General features: G+C 68.3%; 23 protein-coding genes and 6 pseudogenes. 14 read left to right on the top strand and 15 right to left on the bottom strand.

The genetic code is table 11. The features are described 5' to 3' along the window. Window positions 1-166: 166 nt before the first annotated feature. The gene (locus AB5J53_RS05325) at window positions 167-820 is read right to left on the bottom strand and encodes a DUF4328 domain-containing protein (protein WP_369244464.1); all 654 of its coding nucleotides are present in this window, start codon (window positions 818-820) and stop codon (window positions 167-169) included. A 379-nt stretch (window positions 821-1,199) separates the two neighbouring features. On the opposite strand from AB5J53_RS05325, the gene AB5J53_RS05320 reads away from it, so the two are divergent. The 4 genes and pseudogenes from AB5J53_RS05320 (at window position 1,200) to AB5J53_RS05305 (ending at window position 3,479) form a co-directional block, all read left to right on the top strand. After that, window positions 1,200-1,403: a hypothetical protein gene (locus AB5J53_RS05320; RefSeq protein WP_369252949.1), complete on the top strand. Its 204-nt coding sequence runs from the start codon at window positions 1,200-1,202 to the stop codon at window positions 1,401-1,403. Continuing rightward, a pseudogene (locus AB5J53_RS05315) lies at window positions 1,360-1,690 on the top strand (PadR family transcriptional regulator). Before AB5J53_RS05320 ends, AB5J53_RS05315 begins: the two are co-directional and overlap by 44 nt. A 363-nt stretch (window positions 1,691-2,053) precedes the next feature. Continuing rightward, window positions 2,054-2,783, top strand: a pseudogene (locus tag AB5J53_RS05310) (IS256 family transposase); the annotation flags it as partial. Between the two features lie 318 nt (window positions 2,784-3,101). Next, window positions 3,102-3,479, top strand: coding sequence for a hypothetical protein (locus AB5J53_RS05305; RefSeq protein ID WP_369244463.1), 378 nt, complete (start codon window positions 3,102-3,104; stop codon window positions 3,477-3,479). Here AB5J53_RS05305 and AB5J53_RS05300 read toward each other — a convergent pair. Next, entirely contained in the window at window positions 3,476-4,468 is a 993-nt protein-coding gene (locus AB5J53_RS05300) for an AraC family transcriptional regulator (protein ID WP_369244462.1), read from the bottom strand. The genes AB5J53_RS05305 and AB5J53_RS05300 overlap by 4 nt on opposite strands. A 125-nt stretch (window positions 4,469-4,593) precedes the next feature. Between AB5J53_RS05300 and AB5J53_RS05295 the strand changes: the two genes are divergently transcribed. Then, window positions 4,594-5,676 carry a trans-acting enoyl reductase family protein gene (locus tag AB5J53_RS05295; protein WP_369244461.1) on the top strand — a complete coding sequence of 361 codons (1,083 nt, stop codon included), beginning with the start codon at window positions 4,594-4,596 and terminating at the stop codon, window positions 5,674-5,676. 369 nt (window positions 5,677-6,045) lie between these two features. Here the strand turns inward: AB5J53_RS05295 and AB5J53_RS05290 are convergent, their stop codons facing one another. The 3 genes and pseudogenes from AB5J53_RS05290 to AB5J53_RS05280 all read right to left on the bottom strand — a co-directional run bounded on the left by AB5J53_RS05290 (window position 6,046) and on the right by AB5J53_RS05280 (window position 7,598). Continuing rightward, window positions 6,046-6,543 carry a helicase associated domain-containing protein gene (locus AB5J53_RS05290; protein ID WP_369244460.1) on the bottom strand — a complete coding sequence of 166 codons (498 nt, stop codon included), beginning with the start codon at window positions 6,541-6,543 and terminating at the stop codon, window positions 6,046-6,048. 127 nt (window positions 6,544-6,670) lie between these two features. Continuing rightward, window positions 6,671-7,315 (bottom strand): annotated as a pseudogene (locus AB5J53_RS05285) (helicase associated domain-containing protein); the annotation flags it as partial. A gap of 16 nt (window positions 7,316-7,331) precedes the next feature. Continuing rightward, on the bottom strand, window positions 7,332-7,598 hold the full coding sequence (locus AB5J53_RS05280) for a hypothetical protein (RefSeq protein WP_369244459.1): 267 nt from the start codon (window positions 7,596-7,598) through the stop codon (window positions 7,332-7,334). Window positions 7,599-7,733: 135 nt separating this feature from the next. Here AB5J53_RS05280 and AB5J53_RS05275 point away from each other — a divergent pair, with 135 nt between their 5' ends. Beyond that, window positions 7,734-8,126 (top strand): helix-turn-helix domain-containing protein, encoded by a 393-nt coding sequence (locus tag AB5J53_RS05275; RefSeq protein ID WP_369244458.1) that lies wholly within the window; start codon window positions 7,734-7,736, stop codon window positions 8,124-8,126. A 180-nt stretch (window positions 8,127-8,306) separates the two neighbouring features. Here AB5J53_RS05275 and AB5J53_RS05270 read toward each other — a convergent pair whose 3' ends face one another. The 5 genes from AB5J53_RS05270 to AB5J53_RS05250 all read right to left on the bottom strand — a co-directional run bounded on the left by AB5J53_RS05270 (window position 8,307) and on the right by AB5J53_RS05250 (window position 14,015). Beyond that, window positions 8,307-9,665 (bottom strand): nucleobase:cation symporter-2 family protein, encoded by a 1,359-nt coding sequence (locus tag AB5J53_RS05270; RefSeq protein WP_369244457.1) that lies wholly within the window; start codon window positions 9,663-9,665, stop codon window positions 8,307-8,309. A gap of 13 nt (window positions 9,666-9,678) precedes the next feature. Continuing rightward, window positions 9,679-10,701 carry an isopenicillin N synthase family dioxygenase gene (locus AB5J53_RS05265; RefSeq protein ID WP_369244456.1) on the bottom strand — a complete coding sequence of 341 codons (1,023 nt, stop codon included), beginning with the start codon at window positions 10,699-10,701 and terminating at the stop codon, window positions 9,679-9,681. A gap of 228 nt (window positions 10,702-10,929) precedes the next feature. Beyond that, window positions 10,930-12,237: an amidohydrolase family protein gene (locus AB5J53_RS05260; protein WP_369244455.1), complete on the bottom strand. Its 1,308-nt coding sequence runs from the start codon at window positions 12,235-12,237 to the stop codon at window positions 10,930-10,932. After that, window positions 12,237-13,592, bottom strand: a complete 1,356-nt coding sequence (locus AB5J53_RS05255; RefSeq protein WP_369244454.1) for a uracil-xanthine permease family protein — start codon at window positions 13,590-13,592, stop codon at window positions 12,237-12,239. Before AB5J53_RS05255 ends, AB5J53_RS05260 begins: the two co-directional genes overlap by 1 nt. 258 nt (window positions 13,593-13,850) lie before the next feature. Next, on the bottom strand, window positions 13,851-14,015 hold the full coding sequence (locus AB5J53_RS05250; protein WP_369244453.1) for a hypothetical protein: 165 nt from the start codon (window positions 14,013-14,015) through the stop codon (window positions 13,851-13,853). Between the two features lie 412 nt (window positions 14,016-14,427). On the opposite strand from AB5J53_RS05250, the pseudogene AB5J53_RS05245 reads away from it, so the two are divergent. The 3 genes and pseudogenes from AB5J53_RS05245 to AB5J53_RS05235 form a co-directional block, all read left to right on the top strand. After that, window positions 14,428-14,601: pseudogene (locus AB5J53_RS05245) on the top strand (hypothetical protein); the annotation flags it as partial. A gap of 88 nt (window positions 14,602-14,689) precedes the next feature. After that, window positions 14,690-15,085, top strand: coding sequence for a DUF6000 family protein (locus AB5J53_RS05240; RefSeq protein ID WP_369244452.1), 396 nt, complete (start codon window positions 14,690-14,692; stop codon window positions 15,083-15,085). Window positions 15,086-15,087: 2 nt separating this feature from the next. Then, window positions 15,088-15,488: pseudogene (locus AB5J53_RS05235) on the top strand (DUF5958 family protein). Window positions 15,489-15,558: 70 nt separating this feature from the next. On the opposite strand, the gene AB5J53_RS05230 reads toward AB5J53_RS05235, so the two are convergent. Then, window positions 15,559-15,738: a hypothetical protein gene (locus AB5J53_RS05230; protein ID WP_369244451.1), complete on the bottom strand. Its 180-nt coding sequence runs from the start codon at window positions 15,736-15,738 to the stop codon at window positions 15,559-15,561. A 149-nt stretch (window positions 15,739-15,887) separates the two neighbouring features. Further along, window positions 15,888-16,295: a RidA family protein gene (locus AB5J53_RS05225; RefSeq protein WP_369244450.1), complete on the bottom strand. Its 408-nt coding sequence runs from the start codon at window positions 16,293-16,295 to the stop codon at window positions 15,888-15,890. 141 nt (window positions 16,296-16,436) lie between these two features. Here AB5J53_RS05225 and AB5J53_RS05220 point away from each other — a divergent pair, with 141 nt between their 5' ends. Next, a complete protein-coding gene (locus AB5J53_RS05220) occupies window positions 16,437-16,817 on the top strand; it encodes a helix-turn-helix domain-containing protein (protein ID WP_019074009.1) in 381 nt (126 codons plus the stop codon). Window positions 16,818-16,935: 118 nt separating this feature from the next. Continuing rightward, a pseudogene (locus AB5J53_RS05215) lies at window positions 16,936-18,402 on the top strand (IS1182 family transposase). 342 nt (window positions 18,403-18,744) lie between these two features. Here the strand turns inward: AB5J53_RS05215 and AB5J53_RS05210 are convergent. Beyond that, window positions 18,745-19,995 (bottom strand): tyrosine-type recombinase/integrase, encoded by a 1,251-nt coding sequence (locus tag AB5J53_RS05210; RefSeq protein WP_369244449.1) that lies wholly within the window; start codon window positions 19,993-19,995, stop codon window positions 18,745-18,747. Window positions 19,996-20,080: 85 nt separating this feature from the next. Here AB5J53_RS05210 and AB5J53_RS05205 point away from each other — a divergent pair, with 85 nt between their 5' ends. Further along, window positions 20,081-20,368 carry a Tn3 family transposase gene (locus AB5J53_RS05205; RefSeq protein ID WP_369244448.1) on the top strand — a complete coding sequence of 96 codons (288 nt, stop codon included), beginning with the start codon at window positions 20,081-20,083 and terminating at the stop codon, window positions 20,366-20,368. Window positions 20,369-20,413: 45 nt separating this feature from the next. Here the strand turns inward: AB5J53_RS05205 and AB5J53_RS05200 are convergent, their stop codons facing one another. Then, window positions 20,414-21,106: a TetR/AcrR family transcriptional regulator gene (locus tag AB5J53_RS05200; RefSeq protein ID WP_369244447.1), complete on the bottom strand. Its 693-nt coding sequence runs from the start codon at window positions 21,104-21,106 to the stop codon at window positions 20,414-20,416. A gap of 53 nt (window positions 21,107-21,159) precedes the next feature. Here AB5J53_RS05200 and AB5J53_RS05195 point away from each other — a divergent pair, with 53 nt between their 5' ends. Then, on the top strand, window positions 21,160-22,284 hold the full coding sequence (locus AB5J53_RS05195) for an FAD-dependent oxidoreductase (protein ID WP_369244446.1): 1,125 nt from the start codon (window positions 21,160-21,162) through the stop codon (window positions 22,282-22,284). 139 nt (window positions 22,285-22,423) lie between these two features. Here the strand turns inward: AB5J53_RS05195 and AB5J53_RS05190 are convergent, their stop codons facing one another. Further along, a complete protein-coding gene (locus AB5J53_RS05190; protein ID WP_369244445.1) occupies window positions 22,424-23,863 on the bottom strand; it encodes an NF041680 family putative transposase in 1,440 nt (479 codons plus the stop codon). A gap of 858 nt (window positions 23,864-24,721) precedes the next feature. Here AB5J53_RS05190 and AB5J53_RS05185 point away from each other — a divergent pair. Beyond that, window positions 24,722-25,351, top strand: coding sequence for a hypothetical protein (locus AB5J53_RS05185; RefSeq protein ID WP_369244444.1), 630 nt, complete (start codon window positions 24,722-24,724; stop codon window positions 25,349-25,351). Window positions 25,352-25,826: the final 475 nt, after the last annotated feature.

Below are 25,826 nucleotides of genomic sequence, written 5' to 3'. Positions count from 1 at the left end.
GCCGTCACCTGTCAGCCGCCCCCGCGCCTGTCTCCAGACTTCCCAGGTCGGCGAAAGGTTGTACGCCGGTGGAAGGCCTCAAGGCCGCCCCAAGGGCTGTCTGGTCCCAGGTGATGCTTGAGGCCGACGCTCTGTGGTCGGTGTCGGCCCGACGGAGGCGGCCTTGCTACGCCGGGGCCGCCTGCACGGCGCGCTTCAGCAGGCCGCTGAGCCGCCAGACGACCGCGATGGAGAGCGCGGCGGCGCAGATGTAGAGGACGTCGCTGAGCATGACCTGCTGCAGTGCCTGGAGGGTCTCTCCGGTTGTGTGTGCGTGCTTCAGCGCGGAGAGGGTGTCTTCGCCCGTGGCGCCGGCGACGAGGACGGAGAGCCACCAGAGGGTGAGCAGGGGATGGCCGCGATCACGCCGCGGCGCCGGCTGGGCGGCGGCCCACAGGTCGTTGACGACCATCTTGGGTATGAACAGGTCGGCCACTGGAACCACCCAGCCGAAGAACAGCCAGGCACGGTGGCGGCGCTGGCCCTCGGGCCAGACCAGCTCCGCGAGGTCGCGCATGCGGGCCATCCAGAGGATGAAGAACAGCGCGGTCGCAATGGTGGCGCCGTTCCACCAGCCCCTCAGATTTCCGAACCACATGTCGGCGTTCAGCAGCGGTAGTGCCTCGCTGCCGTCCGGCTGGGGTGGCAGTGGCGGTGCCAGCAACACCTGGTACTTGTGCCACGCCGCCACCCCGACCGCCGCAGTCAACAACGCGTACGCGGCGAGCACGCCGCAGGTCCATCGGGCCAGCCCGCCCGGCGACTGCGCTGTCCTGTCCACCCCACACCTCCGGAAGCCCCCTGTTCGGACTTCCCGCAGGTCGGCGGGGGATCCTAACCTCATGGGGAAGCAGAAGTCACGGCCCTGTCCGCTTGAGGTGAGTGCTTTGCAGACTGCGGTGGCCGAAGGCGCGACCGGCGCGGCAGAGGCGGTCAGGAGGGCTTGGGGGCCCGCGACGGCGCGCTTGTCAGAGATCAGCGGTCGCCGAGGCTGGGATCTCCCGCCGCTGCCCGGTGGTACGCCCGCTGGCGGCAAGCAGGCCCGCTCTCCGCAGCTCAAAAGGAACCTGAGCTTGATTTTTAAGGTCTGACCTCGGCGCGGTGGCTCTGAGACCATACGGGTTCGTCATGCCCCGCCCTCTCGCCAACGGAGGTCAGCCTTGAGTTCGCCCGAGTCGGATCAGGCTTCCGAACTGCTGCTCCGTGCTGTTGAGTCACTCCGCAATGGGAACCCGGTCGACATCGCCCAGCTTCGCGGCCCGCTCGTGGAGCTGCTCGAGGACGCTGCAGGCGGGGATGACGAGGGCGTCATCAACCCTTATGCCCGGGCGGTGGCCGTGGCGGTACTTGGCCAGTCAGCCTGACGCAGTTCGCGGCCACCTGGACGGACTGCTGCTGTCCGTACTGGAATCCGGCCCCCTGCACGGCTACGCGATCATCGCCGCGGTCCAGGAGCCACCCTCAACCGGCTTGAGCGGATCGGGCTGCTGAGCAGCGCCTGGGAGTCGGTGGGCGAACGCCGTCGGCGCTGCTATGGCTCACTGACGCCGGACGGCGCAGCCTGGCCACCGAGCGGACCCACTGGCGGGAGTTCACCGCAGCGATCGGCTCGGTACTGGAACCCGCACCGGCCCCCGGACACGCCACGTGAAGGCGCCCGAGATCCCTGCCGACGGCCCATCGAAGCCCACCTCGCGGACCTGACGGCCAACCTGCACGGCCCGGGCCCGGCTCAAGACCCAGATGGTGGACGAACCGCGCGCAGGGCTCCTGGATACCGCGCGGGACCTGTCGCCCGATGCCGAAACCCGGCCGGGACGCCGCCCGCCAGGTCATCCGCCAGTTCGGCACCGTGGCCGAGCTCGCGCCCAGCTTCCAGCATGAACTGACCATCACCCAGGCCCGTCACACCGCGCGCACCGTCATGCTGATCGTCCCGTGCCTGCTGGTGTGCTGGTACCTGGTCGAGCTCTCCACCCGCGCGGCGGGCCACCGGCTGTCAGGACCGCTTCACAAGGTCCGCGTGAATCACCGGATCGTCTCGCAGGCCGTGGTCATCGCCACCGGCATCTCCGCCAGCGGCCACCGCGAGATCCTCGGGCTGGTGATCGGCGACAGCGAGTCGAAGCGGTTCTGGACCAAGTTCCTGCGTTCCTTACGGGCCCGCGGCCTGGAGAACGTCCAGCTGGTGATCTCCGACAGCCACAGCGGGCTGGTGGCTGCGATCCGCACCGTATTCCTCGGCTCGGCCTGGCAAAGGTGCCGGGTCCACTTCGTCCGCGACGTCTTTGCCGTGATCGAAAAGAGCTCGGCGGAGATGGTTGCCGCGACCATCCGCACCATCTTCGCGCAGACCACCGCCGAGCAGGTCCGCAGCCAGCTGGACGTCGTGGCCGACATGCTCGGACGGCAGTTTCCTCCGGTCAGGACCATGCTGCTGGAGGCGGCCGGAGACATCATGGCGTTCGCGGACTTCCCGCCGGCGCACTGGAAGAAGATCTGGTCGACGAACCCGCTGGAGCGGCTGAACCGGGAGATCAAACGGCGGGCCGACGTCGTCCAGGTCTTCCCCAACCCCGCCGCCCTGGACCGGCTCGCCGCCACGGTCCTGGCCGAACTCCATGACGAGTGGCAGGTCTTCGACCTCCGCTACCTCTCCAGGCTCCATGGCCGAGCTCTTCAGCGACAAGCCGACCCCGCAACGGCAGATCCCTGCCCAAGCGGAACCAAACGAGCTCGACTGACTACACCACTTCGCGGGACACGATCGAGGCTGGTGGTACGAGGGGCGCTACGGCGCGCCCCTGGACCCCGCCCAGGCGTGGTAGCCCACGCGCGAATGCGGGTCTCGTCGTGGTCCATGCCCGTGCGTGGGTGAGGTCACCACGCACGTGACCTCATACTTTCCGCCGTCGCGGAGCACTGAAGCCGACCTCTCGCCACCGACCCGGCACCCGCGCGATGCCTCGAAGTGCTCCCAATGAGTGTTCTTCTGACGATATGACGTGGCGAACTGCGCGTCGTTACCGAGGCAGTAGTTATGTGGGGCCACCTTCGAACACATGATGGGAGCGCTGAGCATGAAGCGGAGGAAAGTCGCCGTGGCACTGGCGGGCGCCATGCTGACGGTCTTCACGTGGGCGACTGACGCCCAGGCACAGCCGCCACCTCGGCCGGTCAGCGGTTACCAGGTGGTCACCAGCACACAGACGCAACCCGGATCCAGCCTGAGTGACATTCAAGTTCCCTGCCCGGGCACGAAGCATGTGCTGGGCGGAGGATATGATATTTCGCCCACGACGGCACAACTCGGGTTGCTAAGTGTCACAACATCCGCACCAAATACGAATGGTACCGCCTGGCACGTGCGCATCTACAACGGCGACGACGTCCCTATTACGATGGATCTCTTCGCCATTTGCGCCAACACCGCCCCCTAGTGCTCTGACCGCATACGTTCGCCGGATCCGGTGACGCGGCGGTCGGCGTCCGTGGTATCAGGATCTGTGGATGTCGTCTGGCGGCGGTAGGCGCCGGGGGTCACGCCGTGCTCCCGCTTGAAGGCCGTGCTGAACGCGAACTCGGATGTGTATCCGATCCGGCTGGCCACGGTCTTCAGCGGAGCATCGGAGTTGCGGAGGAGCCGGGCTGCGGTGGTCATGCGCCACCAGGTCAGGTACGACAGTGGTGGCTGACCCACCAAGGTGGTGAACCGCCGTGCGAATGCCGCTCGGGACAGCCCGGCCAGTGCTCCCAGCTCTTCCACCGTCCACGGCCGATGCGGGGCGCCGTGAATGCCTTGGAGTGCGGCGTGGATGGCCGGGTCGTGCAGGGCTGCGGTCCAGCCGGTGGTTGCATCGTGCCGGGGCCGCTCATCGAGCCAGGCCCGCATGACGTACAGCAACAGGGTGTCGAGCAGTGCGGGCAGCAGGGCGTCACTGCCGAGACGGGGCTCTGCCAGTTCGGTCGCGAGGAGTTCGGTGGCTCCGCGCAGTGACGAGTGGTGTCCGAGGCGGGCTGGAAGGTGAACGAGCTCCGGGAACTCCCGTAGTAGTGGGTGGGGCCGGGCCCGGTCCATGAGGTAGGCGCCGCAGAGCATCACGGTCCGGGACCCCGCCCCGGTGCCGTCGGGGTGATCGTCTTGGAGGGGACCGGCGAGCGGCGAGGAGGGGAGGTCGGCCACCTGCACGGCGGGATCACCGGCCACGGAGTGGGCACTGCCGTGGGGGAGGAAGGCAACGTCTCCGGCCTGGAGTTCGATCGGTTCGCCGTCCGGAGGGATCAGCCAGCTCCTGCCCTCCAGGACGAGGTGGAAGCCGGCACCGGCGAGGGGCCGGTGGCGTACCGCCCATGGCGCACGCCGCTCGCTGCGCGCATAGTGCGGCCGCCCCATGCGCATGGCGGCGATCACGTCACTGAGCAGGTCCATTCGGCCAGCGTATTCGGATCCTTGGTGCCCGAGAGGATTGCGTATGCAGAGGAGACGCTGACGAATTAACCGTCTCGTCCAAGAGCCATACGCTGCCTTCGGAGGTCGTCGAAAGGACATCGGACATGCGGATCGCGGTATACGGCGCCGGTGGTTACACCGGCAAGCTCGTCGTCGCTGAGTTGGCCCGGCGGGACATCGAGACGGTGCTGGTTGGGCGGAACGTCGAACGCCTCGGCGAGGCAGCCGCCCGAGCTGGGCTCGCCGCAGTCGACCGCGCCGCAATACGGTGCGCCGCGTCCGGGGACCACGCCGCACTCGTCCATGCCTTCCAGGACTGCGCCGCGGTCATCAACTGCGCGGGCCCGTTCGTTCTGTCCGGCGAAGCGGTCGTGCGGGCCGCCATCGCCGCCGGGTGTCATTACGTCGACATCGCTGGTGAACAGCGCCACCTCGATCGGATCTTCAGCGCCTTCGCCGCGCCGGCCGAGGCGGCCGGGGTGACAGTGGTCCCGGGCACCAACGACGACGGCCTGCCCAGCGACCTGCTCGCTCACCTCGTCGCCGAACGTGTCCGTCCTGTACGGGAACTCGTCATCGGCCTGGAGCTGGTCCGCAGTGGCGCGATGCCGTCCCGCGGCACTCTCCGGTCGGCGCTGGAGAACATCGACACGTTCACCGGCGGCGGCCTCGGCTACGAAGACGGCCGCTGGCATCCCGATATCGCCGCACGGCGCACGGCACTCACTTTTCCCGACGGCTCCGACGCGGTGCCGGTGGTGAAGTTCCCTCTTCCGGCGGTGGTCACGGTTCCCCACCACGTCGCGGCACGCAGGGTCGAGGGTGTGGTCCGTGCGGAACTGGCGACCGCATTCGCCGACATCACCCCCGCGCTCGTCGACAGCGTTCCCGAAGGACCGCCCGTGGACAGCCGCCGCACTGCGCGCTGGATCATCGTGGTCGAGGCGACCAGCGAGGACGGCCGGTACGCTCGCGGCATCGTCCAGGGCACCGACATGCAGGGGAGCACAGCAGTCATCGCGGTCGAAAGCGCGCGTCGGCTCGTTGCCGACGGCGCCAAGCCTGGTGTCCTCGCCCCGGCCCAGGTCTACCCACCCGCCGACTTCCTGGAGTTCCTCGTCCAGCACGGCGTGCACTGGAGTGTCGATGCCACGGGCGGCGCTGTCGATGTCCGCCAGGTGCTGTGACCGCATCGGCTCGCTGAGTTGGGTCAGGCTGCGGCTTTGAGCGGGCGTCCGCCCCAGCGGATGCCCTTCTCGCTGCGGATGCGTGCTCGGCAGCCGCCCGCACGAGCGCTCAGGCTGGGCAGCAATCTGCCCACCGCATCCCCAGGTACTGATGGCCCTGAGCAAGGCGAACGGCACGGCAGAGGAAACCGTGCTGCAGACGCATCGGGGCCCTGGGAGAGCGGGGAATCTCCAGAGCCCCGACGGCCGGGGATGCCATGCGGATCACGATACGAATCCATCCTCTGCCGCGACCCGCACCACGCTGGCTCACTGCTGAATCCAAAGCATCTGGGCGACGCACACGCCTGCGGGGAGGCAACAACCGACCTACCAGCGCATGCCGAGCTCATCGAGTTCCGCCCGGCGTTCCGGCGCGAGCTTGTCTGCCCGGCGTCGGGTGTTGTCGAGCCATCCCCCAAGCCGAACCGCCGTGATCTCTCCGTCTTCGGCTGCCATCTCTTCGACATGCTTCCTCGCAACGCGCAAGTGCCCCTCGCAGGTGTGGAACTGGCGGGCTGCGGCGAGGTGGGTGGCCCATCGGCCGGCCTGTGTCCGCCGTGCGGGCTGCTGCTCTGCCTCGTCCGCCGGTGCCAGGCCGAGGACCCTGTCCAGCATCCACTGCTGTGCTGGCGTCAGTTTGTCCCATCCCGCACGCTGCGTGGTCGTCCAGGCGCCGAGGTCTTCGCCCTGCACGATCACTTCGCCCGCCCGCACGGGCAGTGTCCCGCCGGCCCGCAGGTGCGCATGTGTGAGGTGGAAGGCACGCTGCCAGTCGATCCCCCAGACGGGGCACCAGGCCGGATCCACCGCGTCCAATGCGTCCATCCGGCTCTGTGGCAGCTCCCCAGCCCCCGTGACGGTGTTTTTCCCCGTACTCGCGCGGTTCAGCGTTCTGACGCGCCTTGCGGGCGGCTGCGCGCTGGTTCTTGGCCCACACGCCGATGGGGAAGCCGTCGTCCCACACTGCTGTGGTGGGCGGCAGGAAGTGCCCGTGCACGGCCGCCCATTCGCGGGCCACGGCGAGGCCTTCGGCCCACGCGGTCTCCCACGCCGACCACACCATCCCCAACGCCTCCAGCTCAGCGACGCGCTCGGCTTCCAAGTTCCCGGCCGCACAGTAGCGCCGCTGGCCCGCGATCCACCGCCCCAGCGGATAACCACCCACCGCGCCCCACTCCATCGGCGCAACGTACGTGTACGGCACCCGCAACTCGCTCGCGCCTGTCTCGCGCCGCCACCGCGTCGCGCCCTCAATGCCCCGCCGCCAGTACGCACCCTCCGGGTCGATGACCCGCAGCCGCACGAACCGTGTCAGCGCGGCGGGATCGCGTTCCCCGCTGAACCTGAGCACCCCGGCGGCCGCCAGGCGAAGACGAGGGCTCCGGTCTTGTCGGCGTACTGGCTGGTGATGAATTCGGCGAGGTGACGGTCGGCATCCAGACCGAACAGGACCGTCAGGCTGACAGCGTTCAGGTCCCACCAGGCGCGGTCGGCGTCCGGGGTGCGGTCGTCCTCGGGGGCCGTCCAACCGGTCGGGGCGGCGCAGGAGCTTCGTCCTGTAGCGCGAGCGTCGGCCGGCGCGGGCTGATCCCCCCATGCCGGCCGACGCTCTGTCAGAGCGAGGCAACGACCCAGCGAACCGCGATCGTGACCGCGCCGATGGCGTACGCCGCGCCGAGCGCTGCGCGCCACAGCAGCGCCTTTACCCGGCGGCGGTACCGCTGTCCGCGTCCGTCGGATTCGCCCGTCCGGCACGGACCGGCAGTGCGACTGAGCAGTGCCGGCAGTCGGTGCGGGAGGCGGTTGATGACACGGCGCAGGCCTCCGACTCGTAGCTCGGGGAACGGCCGGGGCTGCTGCGGTGAGGGGGTGGTGGGCATGGGGATCTCCTTCCGGCCGGGCGGTCCGGCTAGGGTCAACCCCACCGCGCCGCACACCTGTTGTGGCCGAGAGCAAGATCATCTTGCGGTGCTCCAGGCATCTTGCGGGCAGACAATCCGGGGGGAGAAGGATCAGTGAAGCAGTCGCCGGAACGAGCCGTCGTGCCGCGGCCGCCTGCGCTGGCACCACTCAGTGATGAACTCGGGAAGAAGGAGAGAGCCTTCGCTGAGCACTTTCGTGGCCTGCGCGAGGGGGCGGGGATGATCTCCGCAGACCTGGCGGAGGGGCTTGGTGTGGATCCCACCCAGCTTTCGCGTTACCTGTCGGGCCAGAGCCTCCCGGAACCGCAACTCCTTACTCGTTTCCATCAGCTGCTGGCCGACCCGGACGCCGAGTCTTTCGTCCAGGAGTCGGCGCGGGAGAGTCGCACGCTGCTGTATGCCGCGGCCCAGGGCTGGCGCGGATGTTGGCCGACACGCGAAAGTACCTTCCTGAGCTGGGACGATGAACCTTGTCGAGGGGTTTGATCGTCGCTGGCGGAAGGCACTTTCTGCGTCCAGGTTATCGGTTCCCGTCCCAGGGTCATGGTGTCCGCTGACGGGACGGGTCCTGATCGGGCATGCAGGGGCACGGTTGCTGGCTGATCTCGCCGATGCAACTGGACCGAGGCCGCGCTGATGACGTGCGCGGTCGCCCTGGCACCCGCGCTATAGGACGTATTCCGCCGGGGTGGTGGAAGTCGGTCGCGTCTGCTTCTCTGCCTCGTCGTCCGCCGTGGGTGCAGGGCGGTTGCGGTTGAAGGCCAGGTTCAGCCCGAACGCGATCAGGGTCGCGCTCGTCACCGGTGAGCCCAGCACGATGCGCACACCGTCCGGGAAACGGGAGTAGAGGTCCGGTGCCACGTCGGGCGCCATGCCCACGCCGATCGACACGGCGACGATCAGCAGGTTGTGCGTTCCCTCGAACTCGACCTTCCGTAGTGTGCTGATGCCGACGGCAGCGACCGTGGAGAACATGACCAGTCCCGTTGCGCCCACGACCGGTCCGGGCAGCCCGGCCACCACCGCCCCCAGCTTGGGAACCAGGCCCAGGGCAACCAGGATGGCGCCCGCGACGGTGGCCACATGGCGGCTGCGCACCCGGGTCATTGACACCAGGCCCACGTTCTGGGCGAAGACGGTGTCGATGAAGGCGTTCATCACTCCGCCGAGCACCCCGGACAGGCCGTCGGCGGCCAGCCCGCGCGCCATGTCCGCGGTCGTCAACTCCTTGCCGGTGAGTTCGGCGACCGCGATCAGGTCCGCGGTCGACTCGGCGAACAGGACCAGCATCACGACACACATGGAGATGACCGCGACGGGCGGGAACTCGGGCGCGCCGAAGTGGAACGGAGCACTCACCCCGATCCAGTGGGCGCCACGGGCGGCGGACAGGTCCACCAGACCCAGCGGTACCGCGACCGCGGTACCGGCCAAAAGCCCGAGCAGAACACCGGTCTGGGCCAGAAAGCCCCGGCCGAACCTCGCCACCAGCAGGATCACGATGACGACGAGGGCGGCGAGGGCGAGGCGCGACGGCGCCGCGTAGTCCGCCGCCTTGGGGTCGCTGCCGACGACAAGGTTGACGCCGACACCGATCAGCGCCAGGCCGACCACGGTGATCACCACACCGCTCACCAGCGGCGGGAAGAAGCGCGCTGCCTTGGCGAACGGCCAGGCGACGAGCAGGCCGAAGAGTCCTGCGGCGAGCATCGAACCGTATACGGCCTGGAGCCCGTACTCACCGGCGATCAGGATCATCGGCGTCACGGCGGTGAAGGCCGCGCCGGCCATCACGGGCATGCGGACGCCGAGCACGCGCCCGACGCCCGCGCCCTGGATCATGGTGACGGCGCCCGCGACGAGCAGGTCGGCGTTGATGAGCAGAGCGATGGTCGTGGCATCGAGCCCGGCGGCCGCGCCGAAGACGAGCGGCACCGTGACACAGCCCGTGTACATCACCAGAACGTGCTGGAGACCCAGCACCGCGAGCCGCCCGAACGGCGCCCGCTTCTTCGCGGACATCATCACAACAGCACCTCTATCGTGCGAAGTTGGCGGCGATGCGCTGCTGGATGTACTGCTCCGCCGTGATCGGCGGATACCGGCCATCCGGCCCCTCGATCACCACGTCACGGTCGGCCTGGGCAAAGAAGGCGATGCTGTAGCGGGCGCCCCGGTCCTCGCCGGGGCCCGGGGACTTGACCCGGTGGAAGTTGGACGGAAGCCGGTCGTCGCTCCACCGCATCAGCATGTCGCCGATGTTGCAGGTGATGGCGTCGGCCGAGGGCACCACGGGAGTCCACTCCTGGGCCTCGGCCTCCTTTCCCGGGCACACCTGCAGCCCGCCCTGCCCGTCCCGCTGGAAGAGCAGCGTCAGGCAGTCGAAGTCGGTGTGCGCACCGGCCCGCCACACGTTCGGGTCGGGCTCGGCGTCCTCGGGGAGTGCGAAGTAGTGCAGCATCCGCAGGGTGGACTGGTAGTGCATGCTCTGAGGGTCGTGGGCGCGGGTGAAGAAGTCGCCGGCGAAGCCCAGCTTGTCGGCGAAGCAGGACAGGACCCGCATGGCCACCTCGCGGCAACGCGTCTCGAAGTCAAGGGCGCGCAGCCGGAATTCGGGCAGGACGTCGTCGGGCCAGAGCCCCTTCATGTGAGGGCGTGTGACCTGGTACGACTCCTTCTGGTCCGGTGTCCCGACGGACGGCCTGACCTGGGTCATGGACTCCCACCCGGAGTTGAGGCCCTTCTTCAGCCCATGCCGGGCCTTGTGGGCCTCGGGCAGCGCGAAAAATTCCTCGGCGTTCGTGAACGCCTCGTCCACCAGGGCCTGTTCGATGCCGTGGTTGACGAGCTGGAAGAACCCGATGTCCGTGGCTGCCGCCCACAGCTCCTCGGTGATCTCGGCCTTGCGGGCCTCGAAGTCGCAGAGGTCGATGCGGCGGATCTCCCGCGCCGTGGTCTCGGTTCCGGCCCCGCCCATGCGGGTTTCCTTGTCGAGTTCGGCGAGGTCGTACGTCGATTGAGGCGTCGTGTGCGGCACAGCACGCGTCGTGATGTCAGTCATCGCGGCAAGTACTCCTGAAGTACGTCGGAGTGGTGTTCTCCGAAGTCCTACGGGGTGCAGTCACCGCCCCTGCACCCCCACCGCGGACACACAGAGGTCCGCGGGCACGGTCGGCCTCGGACCCGTCCTTGGGCCCGGCGCCGTGGGCTGGCATACGCCCCGTCGACAGGGGCCATGCGCGATGAAGTCAGCCTGGCGGCACCGTGTTTCGTCCAGGAACCAGTTCTGTTACCGAGACAGCACGTCCACGAGGAACGCCTCGGAAAGGCGCACACTGCGCCCCTCCCACACCACCGCCTCGCCCGCCACCAGGACCGTGTCCACGGTCCTGCTGCTCGCGCAGGTCAGCAGCGTTGCGCCCGGATCGCGCACCGGAAGGCACGCGTAGTCCCGCTCGAAGCGGTGCAGCACGAGGTCGGCCCTGGCACCGGCCACCACACCGTCCGCGCGGGAATCGAGCCCGAGCACCTCGTTGACGCCGCCGGCGGCGATGGCCAGCATCTCCGCGAAGCCGAGCAGATCGGCCCGCCGGTGCGCGGCCCGCTGCAGATACGCCCCGATCCGCATGGCCTCCAGAATGTCCTGGGTGTCGTTGCTGGCGGCCCCGTCGACCCCGAGCCCTACCCGAAGTCCCGCTTCCCGCATGGCGATCACGGGGGCGATGCCGCTGCCCAGCCGCATATTGCTGAGCGGATTGTAGGAGACGCCGACTCCATGCTGAGCGAGCGCCGCACGGCCCGCCGCGTCCAGCTCCACACAGTGCACGGCGAGCAGCCGCTCCCACAGGAATCCGGCCGTCTCCAGGTATTCCACGGCACCTTGACCGGTGTGCTCCCGGCACATCAAGTCGTCCGTCGCCGTCTCCAGGAGGTGGATCGACACCGGCAGATCCCGCTCTTCGGCGTACGTCCGTACCTGCCGCATTCCCGCAGGAGTAAGGCTGCGCGGATTGGGCACGGCGAGCCCCGCCGAGACGCGGCTGCCCGCCGTGGCGTCCACCAACTCGTCGGTGTGCGCGAAGGCGCTGTCCAGCGACTGCATGAGACGTGGATCGAAGCCCCACTTACGGGACGGGTCCGCCCGGTCGGCCACGCCGCGGCACAGCACCGCGCGGATCCCCGAGTCGTGCAGGGCGCGCAGCACCGCGTCGTGGATCTCGGCGGACGGGTTCGGCCACATGTGGTCCACCAGGGTGGTGGTGCCGCTGCGCAGGGCCTCCGTCGCCGCGGCGGCGGCCGCTGCGTAGGCGCGATCGGGAGTGAGCGCGACGGTCTCCTCGCCGACGGTTCGCAGCCAGGACAGCAGCGGCTCGCCTTCGCCGATGCCTCGCATGCACGCCTGGTGGAGGTGGGTGTGCGTGTTGACGAGGCCCGGGATCAGATGCCCGCCATCGGCCGCCAACACCCGCTGTCCACGGGGCAGTTCGCGGGCCCCGACAACCGCCGTCACCCGCCCGTTGGCCACGTGCACGTCCCGCGCGTCCAGCCACCGCCCACCGCTCCACACACAGACGTCGGTGATCGTGTCGACGTACATCAGGACTGCTCCTTGCGACAAGGGACGCGACAGGTATGGCCCGTGTGGTGGAACAGCAGATTCAGCGTGAAGGCGATGATCCCGGTCACCGCGATGCCGCTGTCCAGGACGGTGCGCAGGTACGACGGCAGCGGCGCGTAGAAGTCGGGCGCGCCGACCGGGATCATGCCGAGACCGAACGCGAGTGCCGCCGTCAGCAGATTGCGCCCGTCGGAGAGTTCGGCGCGGCTCAGGATTCGCAGCCCGACCGCGCCGACGGTGCCGAACGTCACGAGTGACACCCCGCCGAGCACAGGTCCCGGTACCGCCGCAACTGCCGCCCCGAATACGGGAACGAAGGCGAGCAGCACCATCAACGCGCCGGACAGCGCCACGACATGACGGCTCATCACCCGCGTCACGCTCAACAGACCGACGGACTGCCCGAACGTCACGATCGGGAACGACGAGAAACCGCCGGAGACCACGGTGGCCGCCCCATCGGCGCGCAGCGCCCTCACCACGGTCCCCGGGTCGTCGCCGCGCTCCACGATCTGTCCCACGGCAAGGGTGTCGCCCACCGACTCGACCATGTTGACCACCTGCACGACGAGCAGGGCGACGATCGCCGGCACGACGAACGTGGGCGCCCCGAACGCGATCGGATCCGGCACCGACAGGGCCTGCGCCTCGCCGACCGCCGAACCGTCGAACAGGCCCAGGGGTACGGCCAGAAGCGCACCAGCGGCCATCGCGACCAGCACGGAGAAGCGGGCCATGGCGGGGGGCGCCAGCCGTTCGACGAGGACGACAAGGGCGATGGTGACGGCGGCGAGGGCGAGCCCTCGCGCGCCGCTGCCGCCCTCGTTCCCGCTTCCGGTGATGAGCCCGGCCGCCGACGGCACCAGAGAGAACCCGATGACCGCGATGACCGAGCCGGTGACGAGCGGCGGAAACAGATGCAGGATCCGCCCGAACCATGGCGCGACCGCCACCGTCACGAGCCCGGCGACGATGGTCGCCCCGAACACTGCGGCCAGGCCGTGCTCCTGGCCGATGAGCACGGCCGGAGTGATCGCGGTGAACGTCGACCCCATCACGATCGGCAACCGCGCCCCGAACCACTTGAAACCGAGTGTCTGCAGCAGCGTCGCCAGACCGCTGACCAGAAGGTTCGCGCTGATCAGCAGCCGGATCCGATCGTCCGGCAGATCCAGCGCGACGCCCACGAGCAGCGGCATGGTGGCCAGGCCCGAGTAAGCGACGAGCACATGCTGCAGGCTCAGCGGCACCATGCGGTGCAGGGGCGGTCGTACGTCGACGGGGTGCGCGGCGGCTTCTGGGGCGCGCGTGTCGGCAGGAGGCTGCACAGCCATCCTTCCTCCTCAAAACGCGGTGAAAGGTGGCTGGTTAGCGCCGGACTGCCGGTCACCCGTCGGCCGTTGCAGCCATGACCGACGTGGGGGCGACCCTAGGAAGGGTGTGTTTCGCACGAATTTCTGCCAGGCAACGGCCACGGTGCCCTTCGGGCCCGTGTCTACGGCCGCACAGCAGGCGCAGCGAATAGGTGGCGGAGCCAGACGTGAGCGGGAGCGGCGGTCACAGCGGCGACCCGATGTACAGCGACCAGAACGTCATGCTGGGCATGCACCTGCGGCCCGGGTGACGCTGCGCTCGTGCATCAGGGACTCGATCGTGTTCTTGTGGCGGGAGCCGTGGAAGGTGAGGAGTCCTGGATCCGGGGTGATGCCGTAGTCCTCGTGCGCGCGGTGCCAGATCGAGTTGGTGTACTGGGGCATCGGCAATGCGGGCTGGAGCCCCTACGGACCCACCTACTGACCGCACGCTCGCCGGACTCCCGGCCCGCCAAACCGCGCTTGCGTAGCCCAGACACGATGGAGATCAGGTCTTGGATCGAGCTGCCCAACCGGTCGAGGGAGGGCACCACCAGGAAGGCGGCCGGGCCGGAGGTAGTCGAGGCACTTCCACAGTTCCTTACGCTCCGCGTTCTTGCCCAACTTCTTGTCGGCGAAGGCCCTCCCTGCTGCGCATGTCGTACTGTGCCGCCGCCCATAGGCTGGTTTTCTCGGGGCACGTTCGCGGAGGTCTTCCATGCCCCGAATCATCGGTCAGGCGCCATCTCGTTCGGTTTGGTGACTTCTCTGAACCAGTAATTGCGGTCCGTCGAGGCAGTCGGCAAACCTGTGGCGCATGCGTACCGTCCCGGGCCAGGATGCGGCTATGCGTCATGTCCAGAGCGATCCCGAGTTGCAGGATCTGGTTCGGCGGTTCGTCACGCCTGATCGGCGATACCTTCGGTTGGGCGGGGGCCTTCTGCGGCTGAACCCGGTCGAGCGCACCGCGTTTGTGCGGGATCTGGCTCAGGCTGCCTACGAGATCACTCCGGCGGAGCTCAGCATCCTCTTCGAGGGGTGGATGGCGCGAGTGCAAGACTGCCGCCTGGCTGGTGGCTGTGGCCCACAGGACCGAGTTCCGCGACCTCATCGGCCGGCTCCTACTGGCCAGCGAGGGGCCCTATGCGGGCGCGGCATACTGCGTCGCCCTTGCGAAGTTCGGCAGTGCAGCGGATGCCGAACTACTCAGCGCCTACCTTGATCACTACTTGTTGCGTCCCGACCTCGACTACGACCAGGCAGTCGTCCTTGGGACGCTCCTGTACCTCGATGAGATCCTCGGCTCCGAGTACACAACACGGTTCCTCGGCCCGGGCGGTCCCTGGGACCCATGGCTCGAAGTCCGGGCCGTGGCGGCCCTCGACCCGCAACACTGCCGACAGGCCGTGCAGCAACTCTGCGATTTCGTCGACGAGAGCGCTGAGGCCTTCGTCTCGCTGGACTGCGGGAGCTGATCATGACCGAGCGAGACATCATCCTCAACGAACTCGCCCAAGGCCTGCGCCCGATGTCACAGGGCATCGAGTGGTTCGACACCCGCGGCCCGGAGGAGCAGGCCGAGGTACTCCTGTCCTGCGCCATCACTGTGTGCAGGCCCGCGCCGTCACCGAAGACGGATCGGAGAGCATCCGCCGTGCCGGGCTGCGCCCGACGCACACGCCTGCGGTTCTGATCACCTTCGGCTCGATCGACCAGCAACTGGGGAAGATCGCCGGCCTCACCCCTGTCGATGAACGCCGCAAGGCGTTCCGGCTGCTGGTCGCGGTACTCGCGGTCGCGGACGAACGGCGCCGCGAACGCTTCTGCTCCGGCGGATGCGGTCACTGGTGGCACAACCTGCCCGTCGACGGCGGGTGATGACGAGTCCCCACGCCGCTGTTCTCTGCCCTTGGACTCCATCTGCGGCAAGACGGGCTGACGGCAGTGCTCATGCGCGCGTGCCGTCGGCGTCGGAGCCGATCACAGCGCTCAGGGCCCGCAAGGCGTCATCGTATTGGTGACGGTCGAACTGGAACGGACCGAATGCCACGTAGTCGCGGGTCTTGCGGTGCGGTTGTTCAAAGGCATCCCAGGTTACGAGGTCCGCCGTCGCGGTGATGCGGGCCATGAGCGGCCAGCACCCCCACTCGCCGCATTCACAACCGAGAACGGGTGTCTTCGGCCCCATCGCGCTAGGAGCGTGGGTCAGTAACTGTGACTGAGCACGCTGGTTGGCCGCTGAGCGCCGTAGTTGGCTCAGTGGCAGAGAGCACCTGTTCAGTCGAGGACCGCGGTGGCTTCGATCTCGACCAGATGGTCGGGGACATCCAGTGCCGCAACGCCTATCAGCGTGGTCGGCGGGGCCGGGGTGATCCCCAGCTTCGCGGCTGCCCGGGAGATCCCTTCCAGGAGCGGGGGCATCTTGTCGGGGGTCCAGTCGACGACGTAGAAGGTCAGCTTCGCCACGTCGTCGAAGGAGCCACCGACCTCGGCCAGGGCGGTGCCGACGTTGAGATAGCTCTGCTCGACCTGGGCGGCGAGGTCGCCTTCGCCGATCGTGACTCCCTCGGCGTCCCAGGCGACCTGCCCGGCGATAAAGACCAGCCTCGACCCGGATGCGATCGACACCTGCCGGTAGACGTCGATCTTGGGCAATCCGCTGGGGTTCATAAAGGTGATGGCCATGCTGCCTGTCTCCTCGTCCTGAGCGCCTGTGGGCTTGCGTCCGCGCCGACCAAGACGCTCACTCTCTTGTGGTTACTCAGGAACTGTAAGAGAGTTGACGCTGACGTGGAAGAACGCACTTTTCAGTGACTGGAGAACCTTATGGTGACCAAGCAGTTCACAGGCTCGCCCGAGGATGCAGACCTGGCGCGTGCGGGCTCCTTGGCGCGGGAGATCTTCTCCGACGTCGCCAACAAGTGGGCGTTCCTCATCGTCGAGGGTCTCGGTGATCGCACCCTGCGCTTCAGCGAGCTGCGGAACGAGATCGAGGGCATCAGCCACAAGATGCTCACCCAGAACCTGCGCATGCTGGAGCGCAACGGCCTGGTCGAGCGCACCGTGCACCCCACCGTCCCACCGCGGGTCGAATACACCCTCACCGAGCCGGGTCAAGCCCTGCGCGCAACGGTCGACGGAATGTGCGGCTGGACCCACCAGTACTTCGGTCACATCGAGGCCGCCCGCCGCCGCTTCGACGCCTGACGGCTGGCGCACGCGCCGCCGTGGGCCAGCCAGCTGCAATGCTCAGAGTGACCGGCAACCCGCGTGCGTCTGGTGATCAGTTGTGCGGGATGATCCCGGTATGCGCGATCAGGAGGGGCTGTTCGAGGTCGAGCCAGTCGAGGGCAAACAGCCGCCACGTCGTGCGGCGGCGGTGGACAAGCGATTCAGGTCGTTCGACCCGCACCAGGTCCTGCTGCTGCCGCCGTCGCTGGACGACTGGCTGCCCCAGGACCATCTGGCCCGCTTCGTCGCCGAGCTGGTCGACGACGTGCTGGACCTCGGACCGGTCCTGGCCGACTACACCGAGAAGCGGGGCTACCCGACCTACGACCCGCGGCTGATGGTGCGGCTGCTGATCTACGGCTACACCACCGGCGTCCGCTCGTCCCGGTCGATCGAGCGCAAGTGCGTGGACGATGTCGCATTCCGGTTCCTGGCCGCCGACCAGGCACCGGACTACCGCTCGATCGCCCGGTTCAGCCGCCGCCACCTGGACGCTCTCGCCGACCTGTTCACCCAGTCCCTGCACCTCGCGCAGAAGCTGGGCATGGTCAAGATGGGCCGCGTCGCCCTGGACGGCACCAAGCCCGAAGCCAATGCCTCCAAGCACAAGGCGATGAGCTACGGCCGCCTGGTCACCAAAGAAGAGCGCGTCGAAGCCGAGATCGCCGACCTGGAGGCCAAGACCCGGGCTCTGCTGGCCGACGCCGAGGCCACCGATGCGGCCGAGGACCAGGCATTCGGCCCCGACGGCAAAGACGTGGACCTCCCCGGCGAACTCGACCGCCGCGAGAAGCGCCTGGCCAGGATGCAGGCCGCTCGCGCCCAGATCGAGGCCGAGGTCGCCGACAAGGCCCGCCGCCACGCGCAGGACACCGAACGCCGCCGCCAAGAACGAGCCGGTACCAGCGACGAGCAGGCCGTCACCAACGCCGGCGAGAAGGCCGCCGCCAAGGCCAGGCCCAAGCCAACTTCACCGACCCCGACTCGCGGATCATGAAGAACAGCGACGGCGCCTACATCCAGGCCTACAACGCCCAGGCCGTCGTCGACGAGGCCCACCAGGTGATCACCGCAGCCGACGTGACCTGCAATCCCTCCGACGCTGAACTACACCGCGATGCTCGACCAGTCCGCGGCCAACACTGGCGCCCACCCCGAGCAGGCCCTCGTCGACGCCGGATACTGCTCCGAGGTCAACCTGGAAGCCGCCAAGGACCGGCAATTGGCCTGCGGCACCGACACGTTCATGGCCACCGGCCGACTCGCCCACGACGAGCAGGTCACGCCCGCACCTCGCGGACGCATCCCCAAGGACGCCACGCTGAAAGAGCGCATGGCACGCAAACTGCGGACCAAGCCCGGCCGCAAGGCCTACAGCCGCCGCAAGGCCATCGTCGAACCCGCCTTCGGTCAGATCATGACCTGCCAGAGCGGACGCCAGCTCCTCCTACGCGGTGAAGACGGCGCCCGAGGCGAGTGGCGCCTGCTGGCCGCCTGCCACAACCTCCGCAAGATCTTCCGGCACGTCGGAAGCGCCGGCATCACCGCAGCGATTGCCTGACCAGCCGGGCCGACCAGCCCCAAGCACCGAAATCCCAGGACCGCCGCCCACCTCACCAGTCCCGAAGCCACTCACCAGGCGACCGCAGTGAACCGCCGACCCGACCACCGGCCGGTTGCCCGTTACTGACCCACGCTCCTAGTGGACAGTCCGAGGAAGTGGTCCTGCATCGGACCGAACCGGAAGAACTTCGGGATCGGACCGCCGTACGCATCACCTGCAGGCTGCATCCCAGCCGCGATCTCGAACCCGTCGATCAGCCCGGTGAGTGGTGCTCCGTCGATGTGGGGGACGACCACGAGCGGACCGCCGTCGCCACGGTGCTGGCAGTCGAACCGGATCTCATTGCTGATCCCGTGATTGTCTCAGCGACGCTGTTCCCTCCTTCAGGGCGGTTCGAGCCGGGGCCTTGCGCGGCATGCCGAGGTTGATCGCCATGCCGCCGGATGAGGAGTCGATCTGGTCGATTTTGGATTGGGCGCCGGCGAGACAGACGCGGAGCCCCTCGATTTCTCCGAGCCAGCCTTCCCGCTCGGCTTCCGTGATGCGGTCGAGGAGGTTGCCGTGGATCTCCACGAGCCGACCGCGCTGTGCCGGGTCGGGCCGGAGGAGGGAGCAGCGGACGCAGGCGTGTTCGTGGATGCAGGCGGTGCCATAGGCGCGGGCGCAGGTGCCGACGGAGAGCTTGCGGCGTTCGAAGTGGCCGAGGAAGTCCTCCCACTCGGCGTCGGTCGGGGTTCGGTACTCCTCAGCCGGCCTGAGGGTGCGGCGGCGGGCGATGAAGGCGCGGTGGGCTTCGATGGTCTCTTCCGGATAGATCGCGTTGTAGCCCATCGTGGTGTTGATGTTGGCGTGACCGGCGATGACCTGCGCGATGTGAGGCGGGAGGCCGGAGCGGATGGCATCGGTGATGAACAGACGGCAGAAGTCGTGCGGCGCGAAGACCAGAGGTTGGCCGGTTGAGTCGGTGAGGCCGATGAAGGCGAGGACCTCTCCCAGCGCGCTGCGGATGAACTCGCCCGACATGCGGGATCTCTCGCCGCCGCGGTCCCACTGGAACAGCAGCGGGGACGGTGGGTTCCAGACGCGTTCCTCATAGTCGTAGGCGGACAGGAGCGGGAGGGCACCGGTCCGCGGGTCGCGGACACGTCGGATGATTGTGGCCAGGACGTCGGCCAGTTCCGGGCTGACGAGCACGACTCGCTCTTGGTCGGTCTTGGAGGGAGCGATCTGCAACAGTGGGACGATCTCGCCGGTGGTCGGCAGCCGGTACTGGATCATCGCGTGATGGCTGATCTCCAGCATCTCCTTGATGCGGGCGCCGGTGTGGCGGAGGAATTCCACCGCGGCCCAGGCCCAGAACGCGCGATGCTCGGCCTGGCCGAAATGGCGAAGAGTGCCATGCTCGTCCCTCGCGCCAGCGGTCGTCGCGTTTTTGGTACGGACGAAGACCGCGTCACCGATCGTGAAGGTGGCACCGGGCGGAACGGCGAGCAGGGCCTGAAGACGGGCCGAATGCTGGGCGTGGTGATCGGCCGCAGCCCGGACGAAGGTCTCCAGGACGGGCAGTCGCTCGCGCGTTCGCTGGTCCATGCGGGCCCTGCGCCGCTTTACGCGCTTGCGGTTGGAGACTTCAGCCTCCTTGATCGGGCAGGGCGCTGCCCAGGGTCCCCACCGGGTGGGTTCTTCGGCCGCCCTGGACATCGCGGAGATCGTCCGCCAGCTCCTGGAAGAGGGCTGGGAGATCGACCCGGAGGACCTGGCCCACATCTCGCCGTACCTGACCGAGCACATCAAATGGTTCGGCGAGTACTCCACCCACGAACTCGGCATCCAGCCCGAGGCGTACGACCGGAAACTCGACGTCGACTTCACCCAGCTCCGCGACCAGGACCGGCCGCGCCTCCGGTTTCAGCACAGCCGCCCTGACCGCGTTCTCTGTGAAGGACTCTGTCATGCCCGTTGAGCAGTACGGCCCTCGGCCTCGCTCACATTCGGCAGGAGATGAGCGTCACGCCGGTGGCCGGGTGAGTTTGGCGGCCACGGCGTCCAGGACCCAGTCCAGGCCGGTCGCGAAGGATGTCTCGGCGTCCACGTCCGTGCCGTCGTACACGGCCTTGGCCAGCGCCGGGAAGCGGCCCGTGGCCAACATTCTCGTCACATGCGGGCCGGAGGCGCGCTGCCAGTCGAGCTTGGACAGGCCCGTGGCGCGCTCGGCCCGCAGGTTCGCGATCTCGCGCCTGATCGCGCCGGTGAAGTAGGCGCTGACAGTCTCCACGGCGTGCATGACGGTGTCGATGTCGGCGAGGCCGTCGAGGGCGGCCAGCGTGGCCTCGGTTACGGCGAGGCCGTTCGGGCCCAGGGTTGGGCGGCCGCCGAGCAGGTCGGCCAGCCATTCATGACGGAGAGCGGCCTGCCTGGTGCGATGGGCGAGGATACGTAGCGCCTCCCGCCATTCACCGTGCTGCTCTTCGGGGAGAATCTCGGCCTGGACCTCGTCCACCATGAGGTCGAACAGCTCCTGCTTGGTGGAGATGTATCCGTACAGCCGCATCGGGCCGGCGTTCAGGCGGGCGGCGACCTTGCGCACCGACACCGCCTCCAGCCCGCCCTCGTCGGCCAGCACGATGGCGGCGGCGACGATCCGCTCCCGGTCGAGCGGCACAGGTTGAGCCGGCGGCTCCGGCCGGTCCCACACAGTCATGGTCACACCGTTCTGTTGCGATGCAGAGCAATAGGGAAATACAGTGTATCGACATGAGACATCGTATCGCCGTGGTCGGGAGCGGTCCTGCCGGCCTTACCTTCGCCCGCGTCCTGCACCGCCATGGCTACCCCGTCACCGTCCTCGAACGCGATCCCGCCCCCGACGCCCGCCCTCCGGGCGGCACTCTGGACCTGCACGAAGGGCTGGGCCAGCTCGCGCTGGACAAGGCGGGGCTGCTGGCGGAGTTCCAGGCGCTGTCTCGCCCCGAGGGGCAGGCCATGCGCATCCTGGACACGGACGGGACCGTCTTGCGCGACTGGCGACCCCGTCCAGATGACCGGGCCAATCCCGAGATCGACCGCGGGCAACTCCGTGACCTGCTGCTCGGCCCTCTCGACGTCCAGTGGGGTCGGGGCGTGACGCAGGCGGTGCCGGGGTCCCGGGATGGCGTACTGGTCCATTTCGCGGACGGGCGACAGGAGACGTTCGACCTCGTGGTCGGCGCGGACGGCGCCTGGTCCCGGATCCGCCCGGCAGTCACATCGGTGACGCCGCACTACACCGGCGTCACCTCGATCGAGACCTCCCTCGACGACGTCGACACCCGCCACCCTGACCTTGCCCGGTTGATCGGCGACGGTTCCGTGGCTGTGTACGGCGTGAACCGAAGCCTCGTCGCCCAGCGCAACAGCGGCGGCCACGTGAAGGTGTACACCAAATTCCGTGCCCCGCTGGACTGGCACACGAACCTGGACCTGGCCGACGCCGAGGCCGTGCGATCGAGCCTGCTGGCTCTGTTCGACGGCTGGGCCGCTCCCGTCCTCGACCTCCTCTGCCACGGCACTGCGTTCGTCCACCGCCCCTTCTACGTCCTGCCCGTGTCCCATACCTGGACCCACGTCTTCGGGGTGACGCTCCTGGGCGACGCCGCCCATCTGATGCCCCCGTTGGGGGTGGGCGCGAACCTCGCGATGCTGGAAGGCGCCGAACTCGCCGAGTCCATCGCCGCGGCCCCCGGCCCTGGAGATCTGGACGAGGCCGTCCGCGCCTTCGAGGAACGGATGTGGGCACGGGCCGGCAGGTGGGCGAAGATCACGATGGCTGGTCTGGAACGCCTCGTGAGCCCGGACCCCGCCGAAGCCCTCGCCCTCTTCGACCAAGTCCAGCCATCCTGACTGCCAAGCGCGAGAGCACCGGCACCGGCAACTCGCCACGGCTTCACGGGTCAGTACGGCACCGTCACGGTCCCTTCCGACAAAACCACCGTTAGACGAACGCACGGACGCCTGCACCGACCGCCCGTAAGCTTGTTCCTTAACGTCGAGCTTGATCGCGTTCGATCAGCGTCTCGGGTCGTTTGATGGTTTTCCCCACGTCGTAGCGGGTGGCGGGGTGGCGGTTCTTCGAGCCTGGGGGCCGCCTGGGGCCGGGCCGTGTGGGTTTGGGAACTCTGGCCGGATTGGTCAGGCGGGGCCGGATGTTCCGGAATGCTCGGCGGACCCGGGTCGGGGTCATGGTGGTGCCGGGGAGGGTGCTCTTCTCCCATGGCTTGCGCTGGTCAGTGGCGGCGGGGGCGGCAAGGCGGAGCTGGGTGTGGACGGCGATCACGAGCCAGGTCCAGCGGTCGGCCGCCAGCGGGTTCCGCAGGCGCGGACGCGTCCAGCCCAGATCCTGTTTGAAGTAGCGAAAGGTGTGCTCCAGGTCGAATCTACGCAGGTAGCAGGACCAGGCTTGGTCCACGTCGGTGGTGGTGGCACCGGTTTTCGAGGACCACAGCCACAGTGGTGGTGCGTCACGATCGCCGGGCAGGCGGTCGACTTTCAGGCGGATCAGAGTGCCCTCGACCAGGGGGAGTTCGCCGTCATGGTCGAGCCAGGAGGAGCGGTGGGTGAGCCGGGGGTGGACCCTGTCCCAGGCTTGGGCCTGGGCTTTTCCATAGCGCTCGGTGTCATTGAGTCTCACCAGTGCGGGCACGGGCCAGGTATCCGGCTTGGCCAGCCGCAGTTCCGCGCCGTGCTTCGGCGGGCGTCCCAAGGGTTGGTAGGTGAAGGACAGCGGCCGCGGCGGAACCCTCAGCACTCGGTCGGAGCGTAGACGGCCGACCAGTTCGACGGGCAGGTCCCGCAGCACCCAGGCCAGGCGGGTCACGTCGTAGCCAGCGTCCATCACCACCAGCATCTCCGGGTCGCCGGTCAGCCACTGGCCTTCGCGCACCAGGCGCTCGACCACCGCGCGTAGCTGGGTGGCGGTGACGGCGGTGGCGTCGTCCTCGGGGCCCAGGCGAACCGCGTCCAGGACGGCAGTCCACGACGATGGGCCCGGGGACAGGGCGGCGACCAGGGAATAGGGCCAGCCCGGGATGATCTGGGCGGTGCTGCGGGAGCGGCCGTGGACGTGGCAGAACAGTCGCTCCGGTGAGCAGGCCGCGTCGCTGCGCAACCACGGAGATACGTCAACGCTCAGCACGATCCTTCCACTCTCGAAGCGCGGCAGCGGCAGGCGGGTCAGCAGGTCGCGGAGTCGATCGGTGTCCAGGCGGCCGTCATTCAAAGCCGCGTAGAAGGAGCCGTATCCGCGGCGGTGTTCAGCGGTCAGCGACAGCTCCACCGGTGTGCGGGCCGGGCCGTCCGCACACAGCAAGGCGTCCGTCAGGTCGAAGAATGCGTCTGCCCGCGCCGTCAGGCAGTTGTAGAAGTTCGCTCGAAAGCTCGACAGCTCTGCGAGCGGTTCCCGATCATCGCCGGGTTCCGGCACTTTCACTCCCCAGGGCCCTGCAGCTGATTGCTGTTCAGGGATGGGGGTTCGTTTTATTTCGGCAGGCCGCTGCGGGTCTTCTGGCGAGGTCGTGGCTCATTGAGCCTTTTCCAACGTCCCAAGTCACAAACAGCGCTCCCTGCCCCGCCGGCTACGGCGTGGCCGCCTTCCGCAGGCGTAGTTGAGGTGTCAGGGCTCGGCTGCGAGCGCGTCCTGGCGCGGCTTGAGCCTGACGTCGACCCGAGAGAGGGTCAGATCCCGGCTCAAGCCGCCGCGCAGGGGCCGAATCCACGTGGGAGGCGCGCGACGGCGGGGGCGGCCAGGGTGAACGCGACCGGGGTACCCGGTGCGCCTTCTGGATCGGGTTTGCGGGAGTGGGCGCCGCCTGCGGCGTGTTCCTGCGGGGCAGCATCGGAGGCCGCATCGGCTCCGGCGTCATCGCCGTACTGCTCCTGGTTCGCTCGCGAAGTCTGGCGCGGCCCCAGGAATCCGAAGCCCGATGAGCCCCGTGAGTTCCCAGAGCGCCCTTGGCAGCGATAGGGGGGTGGGTGCCCGGGCGGCTCATGCGAGCAGAGGCAGACCCGTCACGGGGGGGAAAACGAGCCTGCGCCTGCACGTCGGCGCCCGCGTACCTCCCCGGAGAGCAGGCGCCCTGACCCCGCCCGGGGGCCACACTCTCCTCAGCGGATCATGAGGCGGGAGCGTCACGGGTTACGGCTGAGGGTCACCAGACCTACGCCCTTGTGGGGACGGGAACTTGCCTCCGTCACAAATCGGCCACGACTCATGCGCATACCCTCGCCGTACGGGCGGTACCTCCCCACACTGGCGGCGCTCAGTACTGTCCTTGGGGGGACCATGCACGCCAGAACTGCGCTCATCACCGTCGCCATCCTCGCGGCGACACTCACCGCATGCGCCGGGGCAGACCACCAGCAAGGCAAGGCCGAACGAGCCACGGCCGGCGCCCCCAGCTCATCCAAGTCGCCCGACTGCGGCCCCGACTCGACGCTCTCGCAGTCCGACTGGATCGATCAGTGTTCCAGCGCGACACCGGCCGACAAGCAGCCGAACACCGAACTCGCGGTCGGCGACACGTTCGCCTACAACGACGGCGTGAAAGTCACCATCACCAACATCCGCAGGCTCACACAGTTCGGCGAGTGGGACGACCGCCCCGAAGCCGGTCAGACCGGGTACCGCGTGACCTGGAGCATCACTAACGGCACCAAGAAGCCACTCGACCTCGACCAGCGGTCCGAGAGCGAACAGGGGGCCACCAACGGCGGCGAGGTGACCATGCTGTCCGTTGAGAAGGGCTCACGATCCATGACGGGACGCATTGCGCCGGCGCAGACCGGAACCTTCACCAGCGAGAGCGCCCTCGACAAGACGTATGGGACCAAGGTTGTGGTCACCATGACCCGCATGGACGAGCAAGCCGACCTGCTGGCCGAAGACCCGCACTGGACCGGGACGATCAATTAGTCCGGCGTCTGCGCCAGCGGCGCGCCTTCCACCAGGCGGGCCGGTATACCTGCCACCACTTCGGCAGGTACCACAGATCATCTCGGCAGATGTCGGTGAACTCGCGCTGCGCCTCGACCACCGAGGTAATGGCTTCGTCGGCCTGTAGGCCACCGCCGGCCAGGGGCCGCTATTGCGGACACTCGCGTCAGGACCTTGTTCGCGGCTTCCAGCGGCTCAGGATTGGCGACCAGGCGCAGCTCCAAGTACGCCTGCAGCAACTCGCTTTGGGTGGCGCGGAGCAAGTTCAGATACTCCCTTGCTCGGGCCAGAGTGCCAGGCGTCGCGAGCTTCCGCTCGAAGCGGCCGAGGACGATCGCGGGATCGAGGTGCCCTTCGAGGCGAATCATGTTCGCCACGGAGTGCACCTCGATCACTGCCGCCTGGAACCGGCGCCTTCACGACCTCGGCGCGCACAGCGGCAGCCCACTCGATG

Source organism: Streptomyces sp. R41 (assembly GCF_041053055.1).
Lineage (GTDB): Bacteria > Actinomycetota > Actinomycetes > Streptomycetales > Streptomycetaceae > Streptomyces.
This window is presented reverse-complemented; position numbering and strand designations above follow the sequence as displayed.

Bases quoted from the DNA above. Each gene is read 5' to 3' on its own strand.
- AB5J53_RS05305 (WP_369244463.1), top strand. From the start codon at position 3,102: ATGATGGGAGCGCTGAGCATGAAGCGGAGGAAAGTCGCCGTGGCACTG.
- AB5J53_RS05300 (WP_369244462.1), bottom strand. From the start codon at position 4,468: ATGGACCTGCTCAGTGACGTGATCGCCGCCATGCGCATGGGGCGGCCG.
- AB5J53_RS05295 (WP_369244461.1), top strand. From the start codon at position 4,594: ATGCGGATCGCGGTATACGGCGCCGGTGGTTACACCGGCAAGCTCGTC.
- AB5J53_RS05290 (WP_369244460.1), bottom strand. From the start codon at position 6,543: ATGGACGCATTGGACGCGGTGGATCCGGCCTGGTGCCCCGTCTGGGGG.
- AB5J53_RS05280 (WP_369244459.1), bottom strand. From the start codon at position 7,598: ATGCCCACCACCCCCTCACCGCAGCAGCCCCGGCCGTTCCCCGAGCTA.
- AB5J53_RS05270 (WP_369244457.1), bottom strand. From the start codon at position 9,665: ATGATGTCCGCGAAGAAGCGGGCGCCGTTCGGGCGGCTCGCGGTGCTG.
- AB5J53_RS05265 (WP_369244456.1), bottom strand. From the start codon at position 10,701: ATGACTGACATCACGACGCGTGCTGTGCCGCACACGACGCCTCAATCG.
- AB5J53_RS05260 (WP_369244455.1), bottom strand. From the start codon at position 12,237: ATGTACGTCGACACGATCACCGACGTCTGTGTGTGGAGCGGTGGGCGG.
- AB5J53_RS05255 (WP_369244454.1), bottom strand. From the start codon at position 13,592: ATGGCTGTGCAGCCTCCTGCCGACACGCGCGCCCCAGAAGCCGCCGCG.
- AB5J53_RS05250 (WP_369244453.1), bottom strand. From the start codon at position 14,015: ATGCCCCAGTACACCAACTCGATCTGGCACCGCGCGCACGAGGACTAC.
- AB5J53_RS05230 (WP_369244451.1), bottom strand. From the start codon at position 15,738: ATGGCCCGCATCACCGCGACGGCGGACCTCGTAACCTGGGATGCCTTT.
- AB5J53_RS05225 (WP_369244450.1), bottom strand. From the start codon at position 16,295: ATGGCCATCACCTTTATGAACCCCAGCGGATTGCCCAAGATCGACGTC.
- AB5J53_RS05220 (WP_019074009.1), top strand. From the start codon at position 16,437: ATGGTGACCAAGCAGTTCACAGGCTCGCCCGAGGATGCAGACCTGGCG.
- AB5J53_RS05210 (WP_369244449.1), bottom strand. From the start codon at position 19,995: ATGGACCAGCGAACGCGCGAGCGACTGCCCGTCCTGGAGACCTTCGTC.
- AB5J53_RS05200 (WP_369244447.1), bottom strand. From the start codon at position 21,106: ATGACTGTGTGGGACCGGCCGGAGCCGCCGGCTCAACCTGTGCCGCTC.
- AB5J53_RS05195 (WP_369244446.1), top strand. From the start codon at position 21,160: ATGAGACATCGTATCGCCGTGGTCGGGAGCGGTCCTGCCGGCCTTACC.
- AB5J53_RS05185 (WP_369244444.1), top strand. From the start codon at position 24,722: ATGCACGCCAGAACTGCGCTCATCACCGTCGCCATCCTCGCGGCGACA.